At 61.4% G+C, this 13,344-nt stretch carries 12 protein-coding genes; 5 read left to right on the top strand and 7 right to left on the bottom strand.

The features are described 5' to 3' along the window. The first annotated feature begins 13 nt into the window (after nucleotides 1–13). Entirely contained in the window at nucleotides 14–1,117 is a 1,104-nt protein-coding gene (queG, locus tag IE093_RS11670) for a tRNA epoxyqueuosine(34) reductase QueG (protein WP_189469367.1), read from the top strand. Nucleotides 1,118–1,150: 33 nt separating this feature from the next. Here queG and orn read toward each other — a convergent pair whose 3' ends face one another. Then, a complete protein-coding gene (gene orn / locus IE093_RS11665; protein WP_189469365.1) occupies nucleotides 1,151–1,750 on the bottom strand; it encodes an oligoribonuclease in 600 nt (199 codons plus the stop codon). Nucleotides 1,751–1,866: 116 nt separating this feature from the next. Between orn and rsgA the strand changes: the two genes are divergently transcribed. The 3 genes from rsgA to asd all read left to right on the top strand — a co-directional run bounded on the left by rsgA (nucleotide 1,867) and on the right by asd (nucleotide 4,952). After that, entirely contained in the window at nucleotides 1,867–2,886 is a 1,020-nt protein-coding gene (gene rsgA / locus IE093_RS11660) for a small ribosomal subunit biogenesis GTPase RsgA (protein WP_189469363.1), read from the top strand. Between the two features lie 72 nt (nucleotides 2,887–2,958). Next, on the top strand, nucleotides 2,959–3,789 hold the full coding sequence (locus tag IE093_RS11655) for a sulfurtransferase (protein ID WP_189469361.1): 831 nt from the start codon (nucleotides 2,959–2,961) through the stop codon (nucleotides 3,787–3,789). 290 nt (nucleotides 3,790–4,079) lie between these two features. Next, nucleotides 4,080–4,952, top strand: a complete 873-nt coding sequence (gene asd, locus IE093_RS11650; protein ID WP_229803502.1) for an archaetidylserine decarboxylase — start codon at nucleotides 4,080–4,082, stop codon at nucleotides 4,950–4,952. Here asd and epmA read toward each other — a convergent pair. Together epmA and efp are read right to left on the bottom strand one after the other, a co-directional pair. Beyond that, nucleotides 4,936–5,907 carry an EF-P lysine aminoacylase EpmA gene (gene epmA / locus IE093_RS11645; protein WP_189469357.1) on the bottom strand — a complete coding sequence of 324 codons (972 nt, stop codon included), beginning with the start codon at nucleotides 5,905–5,907 and terminating at the stop codon, nucleotides 4,936–4,938. The two genes, asd and epmA, sit on opposite strands and share 17 nt — an antisense overlap. 212 nt (nucleotides 5,908–6,119) lie before the next feature. Beyond that, the gene (efp, locus tag IE093_RS11640; protein WP_189469355.1) at nucleotides 6,120–6,686 is read right to left on the bottom strand and encodes an elongation factor P; all 567 of its coding nucleotides are present in this window, start codon (nucleotides 6,684–6,686) and stop codon (nucleotides 6,120–6,122) included. Nucleotides 6,687–6,789: 103 nt separating this feature from the next. On the opposite strand from efp, the gene epmB reads away from it, so the two are divergent. Further along, a complete protein-coding gene (gene epmB / locus IE093_RS11635; RefSeq protein WP_189469354.1) occupies nucleotides 6,790–7,848 on the top strand; it encodes an EF-P beta-lysylation protein EpmB in 1,059 nt (352 codons plus the stop codon). A 310-nt stretch (nucleotides 7,849–8,158) separates the two neighbouring features. Here epmB and leuA read toward each other — a convergent pair whose 3' ends face one another. The 4 genes from leuA to IE093_RS11615 form a co-directional block, all read right to left on the bottom strand. Then, nucleotides 8,159–9,877: a 2-isopropylmalate synthase gene (leuA, locus tag IE093_RS11630; protein WP_189469352.1), complete on the bottom strand. Its 1,719-nt coding sequence runs from the start codon at nucleotides 9,875–9,877 to the stop codon at nucleotides 8,159–8,161. Between the two features lie 447 nt (nucleotides 9,878–10,324). Next, nucleotides 10,325–11,155: an ion transporter gene (locus IE093_RS11625; RefSeq protein WP_189469349.1), complete on the bottom strand. Its 831-nt coding sequence runs from the start codon at nucleotides 11,153–11,155 to the stop codon at nucleotides 10,325–10,327. A 76-nt stretch (nucleotides 11,156–11,231) separates the two neighbouring features. Next, nucleotides 11,232–12,938 carry an HD domain-containing phosphohydrolase gene (locus tag IE093_RS11620; RefSeq protein ID WP_189469347.1) on the bottom strand — a complete coding sequence of 569 codons (1,707 nt, stop codon included), beginning with the start codon at nucleotides 12,936–12,938 and terminating at the stop codon, nucleotides 11,232–11,234. An 86-nt stretch (nucleotides 12,939–13,024) separates the two neighbouring features. Next, the gene (locus tag IE093_RS11615) at nucleotides 13,025–13,279 is read right to left on the bottom strand and encodes a TIGR02647 family protein (protein ID WP_340163147.1); all 255 of its coding nucleotides are present in this window, start codon (nucleotides 13,277–13,279) and stop codon (nucleotides 13,025–13,027) included. Nucleotides 13,280–13,344: the final 65 nt, after the last annotated feature.

Genomic DNA, 13,344 nt, shown 5'->3' with positions numbered 1-13,344 from the left:
CGCGTTTCCCTGCATGTCATCATTTACTAGCGCACTCGATGCCACCGATCTGGACGCGCTCGCCGATTCCATCAAGAGCTGGGGGCGCGAGCTGGGATTCCAGCAAGTCGGCATCACCGATACCGACCTCGAGACCCACGAGCGCTATCTCGAGCGCTGGCTGGCGGCCGGCCATCATGGCGAAATGGAGTTCATGGCCAAGCATGGTCACAAGCGCACACGTCCTGCCGAACTGATCCCTGGAACCCTGCGCGTGATCAGTGTACGCATGGACTACCTGCCGCCCGAGGTGGAAACCACCAAGGTGCTGGGGCAACCCCACAAGGCCTATGTATCGCGCTATGCTGTGGGGCGCGACTACCACAAACTGATCCGCAAGCGCCTGGCCCGTCTCGCTCAACGCATCGAAGACGAAGTCGGCCCGTTCGGCTACCGAGCCTTCGTCGATTCAGCGCCGGTAATGGAGCGCGCCCTGGCCCAGAAGGCCGGGCTCGGCTGGTTCGGCAAGAACTCGATGCTGCTCAACCCTCGGGCCGGCTCGCTGTTCTTCCTCGGTGAGCTCTACACCGACCTGCCGCTACCGGTGGACGAGCCCTTCGACGCCGAACACTGCGGCAGTTGCTCGGCATGCCGCACGGCCTGCCCGACGGGCGCCATCGTCGATGACAAGGTGGTCGACTCGCGGCGCTGCATTTCCTATCTGACCATCGAACTGTACGGCTCCATTCCCGAAGAGTTCCGCGAGGCGATCGGCAACCGTGTCTATGGTTGCGATGACTGCCAGTTGGTGTGTCCTTTCACACGTTTCACGCGAATAAGCCGGGAAGACGACTTCGCCCCCCGACACGACCTCGATCGCGCCGATCTGGTGACGCTGTTCGCCTGGAGTGAGGAAGAGTTCCTGGCCAAGACCGAGGGTAGCGCCATTCGGCGTATCGGCTACGAACGCTGGCTGCGCAACCTGGCGGTAGGGCTCGGCAATGCCCCCTGGAGCGAGTCCATCGAAGCCGCCTTGCGGGCACGCCTGGCCTACCCTTCCGATCTGGTCCGTGAGCATGTGCGCTGGGCGCTGGACAGGCAGCGGGAGAAGCGGGAACGGCTGATCGCCAGGACCTGAGAACGGCGCTGCGCGCCCTCTTCCCTCTTCAACCTATTTTTCCTCGTCGGCCTTACCGGCGTCTTTGGTCTCCAGGCGCAGGAAGGTCCGGCGATAGTGCGCCAGTTCGGCCAGCGACTCACGGATATCGTCCAGCGCCAAGTGCACGTTGCGTTTCTCGAATCCCTTCAACGCCGTAGGATTCCAGCGCTTGGCCAATTCCTTGAGGGTCGAGACATCGAGGTTGCGGTAATGGAAGAATGCCAGTAACTCGGGCATCTCGCGTTCGAGAAAGCGGCGATCCTGATGCACGCTGTTGCCGCACATCGGCGATGTGCCCGGCACGACATAAGCCTTGAGGAACTCGAGAGTCTGACGCTCGGCCGCCGCGGTATCGACACGACTCTGCTTGACACGCTCGACGAGTCCCGACTCGCCATGCGTCTTGCGGTTCCAGTCGTCCATGGCCTCGAGCAGACTATCGGGCTGATGAACGGCGATCACCGGGCCCTCGGCGATTAGGTTCAGGTCGTTGTCGGTGATCAGCGTGGCCACCTCGATGATGCGTTCGCGAGCGGGATCCAAGCCGGTCATCTCCAGGTCGATCCATACCAGCAGATCCTGGCGGGGGGGGGCGGCACTAGCATCCGACATGAGCAAGACTCCTTGAAAGAGGAAAGCGGGGGCATGGCTGGCCGGCTACGCCGATGTCGCGACAGCCTTGCCCAGGCTGGTTACAATGCTCCTATTGTACAGACCCTTGGGGCCGCATGAGCAAACGTAAGCTTTCCCGCCAACAGCGCTGGCGCATAGAAAAAATTCAGGCCGAGCGGGCCGAGCGGGCCGCCCGTCGTGATACACAGGACCAGGATAAGCTCGAAGCCGGGGAATATGGGCCCGAACAACCGGGACGAGTGATCGCTCACTTCGGCCGAACCCTCGAGGTAAGTTCTTCCACCAGTGATCGGACATATCGCTGCCACCTGCGCGCCAACCTCGATTCCCTAGTCACCGGCGATCGCGTGGTCTGGCGCGAAGGGGGGGATGGCAGCGGTGTGGTGGTGGCTCGTAGCGAGCGGGACAATGTACTGGAGCGTCCCGACGCGCGCGGTCAGCTCAAGCCAGTGGCTGCCAATATCGACCAGATCTTGATCGTCTTTGCCGTTGAGCCGGCGGCATACGCCAACCTGATCGACCGCTACCTGGTCGCCGCTGAAGCCACCGGCATCCCGCCCGTGCTGGTGCTGAACAAGAGCGACCTGCTGCCCGCTGAAGGCGGAGAACTGCGCGAACTGCTGCGACGCTATGAAGCGCTGGGTTATCCAGTGATCACCACCTCCACCCAGCGTATCGACGGGCTCGATGCCCTACATCGGCGCCTCACCGGCTGCACCTCGGTGTTCGTCGGCCAGAGCGGGGTTGGCAAGTCCTCACTGATCGATCGTCTGCTCCCCGACGAGGCTCTGCGCATCGGCGACCTTTCCAGCGACTCGCGCAAGGGGACCCACACGACGACTACCGCAAGGCTCTACCGCCTTCCCGCCGGAGGAGAACTGATCGACTCGCCGGGGATTCGCGAATTCGGACTCACTCATCTGGACGCACGGCAGGTCACCGAAGGCTTCATCGAGTTTCGCCAGTTCCTCGGCCACTGCCGGTTCCGCGATTGTCGGCATCGTGCCGACCCTGGCTGCGCCCTGACGGCCGCCGTGGAACGCGGCGAGATCCACCCGGAACGCTTCGCCAGCTACCGCCGAATTCTCGACAGCCTGGACCACGAGTTACGTTGAGTCGCCCGCTCGCCGCTCCACCGTCCGCTATGCCATCATCACAGTAATCCGATTCGCCGCAAGGAGTGTGTCATGAGCTCTGAAGACAACCTGCTGCCCCTGATCGTCGAGCCCGAACAACTGGCCCGGCATCTCGACGAGCCGCAGCTATTGATCATCGACGTACCCCTCAAGGCCGAAAGCTATGCCAACGGTCATGTACCGGGTGCCATCTATCTCGACCATCGGCGCCTGTTGAGCGGAACCGGCGAGGTACCCTGCGACGTACCCGATGAAGCCGCCTTGTCAGCGCTGTTCTCGTCATTGGGTCTGACCCGCGATACTCACGTCGTAGCCTACGACGACGAAGGCGGAGGCTGGGCCGGACGGCTGCTATGGACCCTGGAACTGATCGGTCACCAGCGTTACTCCTACCTCAATGGCGGTATCCATGCCTGGCGCGAGGCAGGGCTGGAGATCTCCACCACCGATCATCCGTCCCACCCCAGCGACTACGAGGCCGAGTTCCTCCGCCCCGAAACCCGCATCGACCGTGAGGAGCTCCAGGAACGCCTGGGAGAAAAAGGCTTTGCCATCTGGGATGCCCGTTCGAGAGAGGAATACGAAGGCCTGAAGGGCCAGAACAAGCACCTGGGGCATATCCCCGGTGCGGTGAATATGGAGTGGACCAGCGCCATGGATCGTACCCGGGCGTTACGCATTCGCGATTATGCCGAGCTGATCACCGAACTCGAGGCCCTGGGGCTCACGCCGGATATGGAAGTGGTCACTCACTGCCAGAGCCACCATCGCAGTGGTTTCACCTGGCTGGTCGGCAAGGCGCTGGGGTTCGAGAAGATGCGTGCCTATCCTGGCTCGTGGAAGGAGTGGGGCAACCGCGACGATACGCCGATCGAACGCTGATATGTGGCGCTACGAGCTTTGCTGGGCTATCTGGGCGCCTGCCGGCGCCAATCGCGCAATGAATTGCGCTTGTATGTTGGAAGTGACCAGACAAGGGCAGTATTGATACTCAACAGGCTGCGCGCCGCTCGTAGCTCGTAGCTCGTAGCTCGTAGCTCGTAGCTCGTAGCTCGTAGCTCGTAGCTCGTAGCTCGTAGCTCGTAGCTCGTAGCTCGTAGCTCGTAACCAGGATTGCCTGACACGGGCTTTGCCGCTATCGTGCGGGGCTCCTGCTTGAATGGATGGTTGTTGTGACTCGCGACAAGCTCTTTGCCTTGATCCAGTATCCTCTGCCCCACCACCTGATCTCACGACTGGTGGGGCAGCTCGCCGAGTGCCGTATCCCCTGGTTGAAGCACCTGTTCATCCAGGCTTTCATCCGGCACTTCAAGGTCGATATGGACCAGGCGCTGGAACCGGATCCCAAGGCCTATGCCTGCTTCAACGACTTCTTCACCCGCAAGCTGAAGGCGAATGCTCGCCCCATCGGTGAAGGACTGGTATCCCCCGCCGACGGCACCCTTTCGCAATACGGTCGCACCTATCACGGCACCCTCATCCAGGCCAAAGGCCAGGCCTACTCGATCACTAGCCTACTGGGTGGTGACATGTACCGGGCCGCCCCCTTCCGCCAGGGCAGCTTCGCCACCATTTACCTCTCGCCACGCGACTATCATCGGGTGCATATGCCGCTGACCGGCACGCTCAAGGAAATGGTCTACGTGCCGGGACGCATCTTCTCGGTCAACCAGGCCACCGCCAACCATGTGCCGGGACTGTTCGCCCGCAACGAGCGCCTGGTGTGCATTTTCGATACCGAGCATGGTCCCATGGCCATGGTGCTGGTAGGCGCGATGATCGTCGCCGCCATCGAGACCGTGTGGGCCGGCCAGATCACCCCACTGTCGGGCCAGGTACAGCGCATCCGCTTCGACGCTCCCATCACCTTGGAAAAGGGCGCCGAAATGGGCCGCTTCAAGCTCGGTTCCACCGTGGTCTTGTGCTTCGGCCGCGAGGTCGAGTTCGAGGACATCACCATGGACTCCATGGTCAGCATGGGACAATGCCTCGGCGAACTTCCCGCCATGCAACGCGTTGGCGGCGCAACTAGCAGCGCGGGGTAGAGAAGGCCATCACCTCTGCCACGCTCGTTTTACCCAGCGCCAGTTGAATCAGGCGATCGATACCTAGGGCCACGCCACAGCCACTGGGCATCCCGGCCGCGAGTGCGGCCAGCAGGCGCCTATCGACATCCACCTCGGGTTTGCCTAACCAACGTCGCTGGGCATTGTCCTGGACGAAACGTGCCGCCTGCTCATCGCCGTCGATCAGTTCGTCGTAACCATTGGCAAGTTCCAGCCCTTGCACATAGACCTCGAAACGCGACGCCACCCAGACCCCATCCTCGTCATCGCGGCGCCTGCGCGCCAGCGCCGCCTGCGTGGCGGGATAGTCGACCACTACGTCGAGCCCGGTTTCGCCCAGTGCTGGTTCGATCGCCAGGCTCATCAATAGATCCAGGCAGTCGTCGCGCAAGGCCTCCCGCATATCCAGACCGCCTTGCTCGCTGGCCAGGCGGCGTAGCTCCGGCAGCGGCTCGGTAAAGGGATCGATCGCCAGATGCTCGCGGAACAGCTCTCTATAACGACGTAGCCTCCGCGCCCCCAGAGATGGCAACAGCAGACGAATCAACGCTTCGGTCTCGTCGATCAGATCCGGGAGTTCGAATTCCGGCCGGTACCACTCGAGCATGGTGAACTCGAGATTGTGCCGGCGCCCCACTTCACCATCGCGGAAACTTCGAGCTAGCTGAAAGATCGGCCCGCTGCCGGCTGCCAGCAGGCGCTTCATGTGGAATTCCGGCGAGGTCTGCAACCACAGCCGCTCGCGCCCTTCTGGCGTAGTGGCGGTCAGCGACAGCGAATCGAGATGGATATCGGTACTGCCGCCATGCCCCAGCACCGGCGTCTCCACCTCCAGCACCCCACGCTCGGCGAAAAAGCGCCGCACCTCCGCGAGCAGACGCGCCCGCTCGCGAAGCGTCTCGATCTCCGCCGTGGGTCGCCAATCGATAGCCATGAATTCTTCCTCCCCAACGACGAAGGCCACGCCTGGGCGTGGCCTTCATGAGACCTGGCAGGAATACGGTGTGCCCGGCGACAGGCCTACGCGGAGGCGCTGTGACCCCCTCCCTGGGCGCTACTTCTTCCTTCCCTGGAAGAAGACCCCCGCTACGCCCTGTCCCCTGCGCCGCTCGTAGCTCGTAGCTCGTAGCTCGTAGCTCAATACAATCAGGCGCGGGAGACGTATTCGCCGCTGCGCGTGTCAATCTTGAGCACCTCACCCTCGTTGATGAACAACGGTACCCGCACTACCGCGCCCGACGACAGGGTTGCCGGCTTGGAGCCGCCTTGGGCGGTATCGCCCTTCACCCCTGGATCGGTCTCGACCACCTCGAGTTCGATGAAGTTGGGCGGCGTGACACTGATGGCGTTATCGTTCCACAAGGTAACGGTATAGGGCACCTGCTCCTTCAGCCACTTTTCGGTGTCGCCCAGCGCCTTCTTGTCCACGGCATACTGCTCGAAGGAGCCGTCGGTCTTCATGAAGTGCCACATCTCGCCATCGTTGTAGAGATACTCCATCTCCAGGTCGAGGACATCGGCGGCTTCCAGCGACTCACCCGACTTGAAGGTCCGCTCCCAGACCCGGCCGGTCAGCAGGTTGCGCAGCTTGACACGATTGAAGGCCTGACCCTTGCCGGGCTTGACGAATTCGTTCTCCACGATGGCACAGGGGTCGCCGTCGAGCATGACCTTCAGACCGCCCTTGAATTCATTGGTAGAATAGCTCGCCATGATTCCTCACTGATATCCGGGCGCGGTCGGTCGATATGATACCGCGCACGTGAAAACATCGACGAAGGCCCGAGACCTTCGTTTCATTGGATTGGTGCCACGCATGATAACCCGAAGCCTTGCCAATGTGCAGACAGACTCGCGTCGGCGCGACGACGCCGAGCGGATTCCGGTGTCGAGCACGCCCCAGGGACGCTGGCAGGCGCAACTGGCCAGCGCGATCCGCGACCCGTACGAACTCTGTCGTCGCCTTGAACTCGACCCGGCCTGGCTACCTGGCGCCAGAACGGGTCATGAACTCTTCGAAGTCCGCGTGCCCGAAGCTTATCTGAGCCGTATCCGCCGCGGCGACCCCGAGGACCCGCTGCTGCGTCAGGTGCTGCCTCTGTTGGCGGAAAGCGATACCATGCAGGGTTTTGTCCAGGACCCCCTGGACGAAACCGGGCACACACCGCGCCGTGGCTTGATCCACAAATACCACGGTCGCGTATTGCTGATCGCCAGCCCTACCTGCGCGATCAACTGCCGTTACTGTTTCCGCCGCCACTTCCCCTACCATGAGAACAGCCCGTCGCGAGCTCAGTGGGACGACACCCTGGCCTATATTCGCGACGATACTTCGATCGGCGAGATCATTCTCTCCGGCGGCGACCCGCTGGCGACCAGCGACCGCCAGCTTGCCTGGCTTGCCGAAAGACTGGAGGCGATACCGCATCTCAAGCGGCTGCGCATCCACACACGCCTACCGGTAGTGATTCCCGACCGCATCGACACCGAGCTGCTCGACTGGCTCTCCGCCACACGGCTCCAGCGAGTCGTGGTGCTGCATGTCAATCATGCCAGCGAGATCGACGACACCGTGGTGGCGGCGTGTCAGCGCCTTCGCGAGATCGGCGTCACGTTGCTCAACCAGAGTGTATTGCTGCGCGGCGTGAACGACAGCGTCGAGACGCTGACCGAGCTGTCGGAGCGGCTATTCGAGGCCGGCGTGCTGCCCTATTACCTGCATGTGCTCGACCCGGTGGCCGGTGCCGCACACTTCGACGTCCCCGACGCCGAGGCGCGTGACCTGGTCAAGAGCCTGCGCACACGACTGCCGGGGTTCCTGATGCCCACTCTGGTGCGCGAGATCCCAGGCGAAGCTAGCAAGACACCGCTGTAAGCTACGGGCTACGGGCTACGGGCTACGGGCTACGGGCTACGGGCTACGGGCTACGGGCTACGGGCTACGGGCAGAAAGTTTAGAAGGAAGAAGGAAGAAGGAAGAAGGAAGAAGGAAGAAAGGGTGATGTCGCGCCAAGCTTCTAGTAAGGACGCTGACGCAAACGAGCCGGGCAGCGACGATCGACAGGGATGTCGATCGAGGATAGGCGAGATGGACCTCGTTTCTATCCGACGCGTCGCCCGGCTCGTACAGCGTCAGGGTTTCGTCCTTGCGTGGCGCAAGCGGCTCACCCTGAGGTATTCACGATTTACTTGGCAGCGGCAAGTGTTTCGGCCGTCACATTGGGCGCCGCCGGCTGATTGGCCGCGTGGTAACGGTTCAAGGCGCTCATCACCGCCTTCATCGAGGCGCTGGTGATGCTCTGGTCGAGGCCGACCCCAAATATCGCCTTGCCACCGACCCGCACCTCAACGTAAGCAATAGCCTCGGCATCGGATCCTTGACCACGGGCATGCTCGTGATAGTCGATGATCTCCGCCTCGATACCATTAGCCGCAAGTGCCTTGATGAAGGACGCCAGCGGACCGTTACCCTCACCGGCGATGGTCTTGCGTTGACCTGCGTCCTCGATGACCGCCTCGAGATGAATGCGCGGGCTGTCGGGCTCGGATGACAGACGATGGTTGATCAGCGCATAGGGCGACGTTGCATCGAGATACTCATCGGCGAACGCCTGGAAGATCATTTGCGATGTGATCTCCTTGCCGGTGCGCTCGGCAACCTCCTGCACCACTTGACTGAACTCGATCGACAACCGCCGCGGCAGCTCGATGCCGTGCTCGCTCTCCAGCAGATAGGACACGCCCCCTTTGCCGGACTGGCTGTTGACGCGGATCACTGCCTCGTAGCTGCGTCCTACGTCCAAGGGATCGATGGGCAGATAAGGCACTTCCCATATGCTATCCGGGTTCTGGCGACGCTCCGCCATGCCCTTCTTGATCGCATCCTGGTGGGAACCCGAGAAGGCAGTGAATACCAGGTCACCGACATAGGGATGGCGAGGATGCACCGGCAACTGGTTGCAATACTCCACCTCGCGCATGATCGGCGTGATGTTGGAAAAATCGAGCCCCGGATGCACGCCTTGGGTATAGAGGTTCATGGCCAGTGTCACGATATCCACGTTGCCGGTTCGTTCGCCATTGCCGAACAGCGTGCCCTCGACCCGGTCGGCACCGGCCATCACGGCGAGCTCTGCCGCCGCCACCCCGGTGCCACGATCGTTATGCGGATGCACGCTGACGATCAGACTGTCGCGATTCTTGACGTGACGACAGAACCACTCGATCTGGTCGGCATAGTTATTGGGAGTCGCCACCTCCACCGTGGCCGGCAGGTTGACGATCATCGGCTTGTCCGCGGTGGGGCCGTAGGTATCCATCACCGCCTCGACGATCTCCACCGCGAAGTCCATCTCGGTGGAAGTGAACAGCTCCGGAGAATACTGGAAAGTCCAGTCCGTTTCCGGGTTGTCGGCCATCAACCGCTTGATCATCGCCGTGGCATCGCAGGCGATCTTGATGCACTCGGGCTTGTCGACATTGAACACTACCCGGCGGAACAGTGGGTCGGTGGCATTGTAGACATGAACAATGGCCCGCTTGGCCCCCTTGAGCGCCTCGAAGGTACGTTCGATCAGGTGCGGACGCGCCTGGGTCAGCACCTGGATGGTCACGTCATCAGGCACCAGGTCGTTATCGATCAGCTCACGCACGTAGTCGAAATCGATCTGCGAAGCCGAGGGGAAGCCCACTTCGATCTGCTTGAAACCGATTTCGACGAGCATCTCGAAGAAGCGCCGCTTGCGCTCCATGTCCATGGGATCGATCAGAGCCTGGTTGCCATCGCGCATGTCCACGCTGCACCACAGCGGCGGCTGGGTGATACGCACATCGGGCCACCTCCGGTCAGGCAGATCGACGGCAACGAAAGGGCGGTACTTGATGGACGGGTCGCTGAGCATCATGACGTGGACTCCTTGGACTGGACGCGAGACGGGGGTTGAATACGACGACGCCCCGACAGCACGAGGCATGTCGGGGCGTCGACAGAAGTAGGACGGCAGCGGTTGACGCTGGCGGGATAACCCGGATGGATCGACATGGTCTTTGACATTTTACACCTCAGCTTACCTTGACTGGAAAATGCGATGCGCAACACACCGCCTGGCTCGATTCAGAGGCCAGCTAGTAGTCGTAGGTCTAGGCTCAGGTGATGAAATGTCATGTTCATGCCCTTAGAAAATCAGGCTGGCGCCCTTCTGTCAAGCCAATGAAGGAAAACATCACTGCGAACGGCCCGTCTCGCCCCGTTTCCATAGTATGACCAAGCCTTCGGGTGCCCGCTCCTCGTCGATTTCCAGCGCCCAGCATGGCGGCTGCCCCTCTTCGCCAATCTGGAGCCGCAAGATCGCCTACCCCTCCCTACGCTCGAGCATCGCCTCCATGCGCGAAAGCTGTTCGCGCAACGCGCTGACGTCAGCGCGCAGGCCATGAAGTTCAGCAGCCTCGCCCTGGCCGCTTTCCAGCTCGATCTGTACGCTCTCCTTCTGCATCACGTCGAGCACGATCCCTATCATCATGTTGAGAAAGATGAAGGCGTTCAGAAAAATGAACGTCAAGAAGTAGATCCACGCGTATGGGTAGTGCTCCATGGTCGGGTAGAGCACCGCGGTCGCCCAGCTTTCGAAGGTCGCCACCTGAAACAGCGTCAACATCGCCAGCGCGATGTTGCCCCACAATTTCTCGTCGACGCCATGGAACAGGAAGCTGCCGATAGCGCCGTAGATATAGAAGATGATGAACATCAAGAGTGCCACGTAGCCCATCCGTGGGATCGACTTGAACAGCGCCACCATAAGCACACGCAGTTCGGGAATCATCGATACGAGGCGCAGCACGCGGAAGATGCGCAACAGCCGCGCCAGCAACACCATCTCCGAGTCGTCCAACGGCACCAGGCTGGCCGCAACGATCAGAAAGTCGAAGACGTTCCAACCCTTCTTGAAGAAATCGCGCAGACGCCGCTCGGCGGCCATGCGGATCAGGATCTCGACCAGGAAGAAGGCGGTGACCGCCATGTCGAAAACCAGCAGCACCTGTTCGAAGCGGCTGGTTTCCTCGTAAGTCTTGGCGCCTATCAGCAATGCCGAGAGGATGATGATGGCGATGACGCAGGTTTCGAACAGCTTGTTGGCACGCAGCCGCTCGAAGCGGCCCTGCCAAGTGGTGAAGGATGTACTCATGGGAGGCTACTCAGTGACACAAGACCGGCCTGGCGCGGCATTATCCGCTATCCAGGCCACGACGCAAGCCATGTCATCACACCGCAGTCGCCCCTTCGCGAACCATGGGTACGACCAAGGCTTCGAGCTTGCCGAGCCGAGCCAGTTCGTCATCGGACAGCACGCCTCCCAGGCTATTACCCGGTGGAGAAGCGGAGGCCGTCAACTGAACCTGCCGAGGTTCGCCCTGGCGGTTCAGGCGCTGGATCCAAGCCAATTGGCCATTGGCGTAACGCGCCAGGGAGCCGATCGGCACCACCCCGAAGTGACGTACGTAACGCTGCACCAGCGACAGATCGAATTGTTCGCCATGACTTAGCAGATGGCGATAGATATGGCTGACGGTCCACGCCTGACGGTCGGGACGCGGTCGCCCCATGGCGTCGACGACATCGACCACCGCCGCCAGTCGTGCCAGCGAATCGAGCTGATCGCCCTTGAGCGCTCGCGGATAACCGCTACCATCGAGACGCTCGTTCACCGACCTCACCACCGAGGTACGTACGTCCTCCGAAAGCCATCGACAATCGCTCAGTCGCTCCTCGAGCAGAGCCACGTGCTCGGCGAAACGCGCGCGCTGCTCCGCGGTAAGGTGCAGAGCGCGACGCAACTCGGACGGCAATAGCACCTTTCCCAAATCATGCACCAGGGCGCTGGCGACGATGGCCTTGCGCACGTCACGCGACAACCCTTGATGGGCGGCCAAATCGGCCAGGCGCAGTGCGACCGACAAGCCATGTTGCACAAGGGGATGATCGTCGACCATGCACACGGTAGCGAACAACGCTGCCTCGCGATCTTCCTCGAGCAGTCCCAGTACTTGGTCGCTGTATCGAGACAGGTCGCGGGATACGACCTTGCCACCTTCCTGGAGCTCCAGGAGCTGACTATCGAGATAGGCGCTCACCCGGGCCAGGCGACGCGCCATCGGCGTCGCGTAGTCAGCGCCATGCGGACGACTGCTGACACTCGGCCCCGTGTCACGGGGTTCGAACAGCGGCGAAGGCGATAATGGCCGTTCACCCTCCACGCCGTAGCGTGCGCTTTCGCGCTCGATTTCGCGCACATAGAACCACAGATGTCGTTCGACCTGGGGATCGACGGCACTGAATTCGCAGCCAACCCTGACCAGTTGCCGTTCACTGTCACCCTGCACATGGCGCAGCGTCGCAGGCACTCTGAGCCGCTGACCATTGGGAAATTGCAATTCCAGCGATTGGACGGGCTGGTCTGGCTGCAGTGTCATGGCCGCAGCCAGAGGCAGCTCGAGCAGGCAGCCCCCCAGCGACAGGTTCCTGAGCATGCCCTTGACCGGAACTTCGGCATGGCCGGTCAGCAGGCTCACACGCACCTCCATGCCGGATTTCAGTTCGGCACGAAAGACGCGGCGCCGATGCATGAGCTCGACATGGTCGGGAAAGGCACACAAGAACTGCGTATGCCCTTTTCCACCCACCCAAGCCATGAACTCAAGCGGTGGAGTGCGCAGCATGGCGCCGCCTGCCTGGCCGATCAGGTACAACGGTGCTCCGCGCTCGATCGCTTCAGCGATTTCAGCGACAGCGGTAATGTCCACTCGCAGCGGCTCGCCCTGTTTGACGTCCATCACCAGCGCGGGTATCGGCTCACTGTCCTGGGAATCGAATAACAAGGAGGCGCCCCCCGGCTGGGTCAGCGCCTCGAGCAATGTCTGCAGTTCTCCCGGATGCTCTATCCGGCTATGGGTTTCGCTTTCCTGCGCCATAGTACCCTGCCCCCAATTTAATAATTTTTCTATTTTTATCATCCCCTATCCGCTCGCATGGGGCGTTAACACCCCATGCGAGCGGATCAAGACGTAATGTCAGAAGTTTCCAATATCGTTAACAGATCCTGCGCGTACCGTGCCGCATCATACCCAAGCGAGGTCAGGTAACCACCATCGACCAGAGTGATCAGGCCCTTTTCGTGCAACCGCCGGGTAGCGGCGATCGCTTCCGGCTTGGCTTCGGAATGAACCTTGATGCCTTCCTGGGTGGTCGCCAGGTTGAACAGGCAGAGAATCTTGAGTTCTTCGAGCAATTCCGGTGTATAGGTCATTGGCATACTCGGTATCGTTGTCGGTGATGCTCCGACACTACCCTGAAAGTCGACACCAAGCCATGGGCAAC

The sequence above is a fragment of the Litchfieldella qijiaojingensis genome, from assembly GCF_014651875.1.
Lineage (GTDB): Bacteria > Pseudomonadota > Gammaproteobacteria > Pseudomonadales > Halomonadaceae > Litchfieldella > Litchfieldella qijiaojingensis.
Note: the sequence above shows the minus strand (reverse complement) of the source record. Positions and strands in the feature narration are given on the sequence as shown.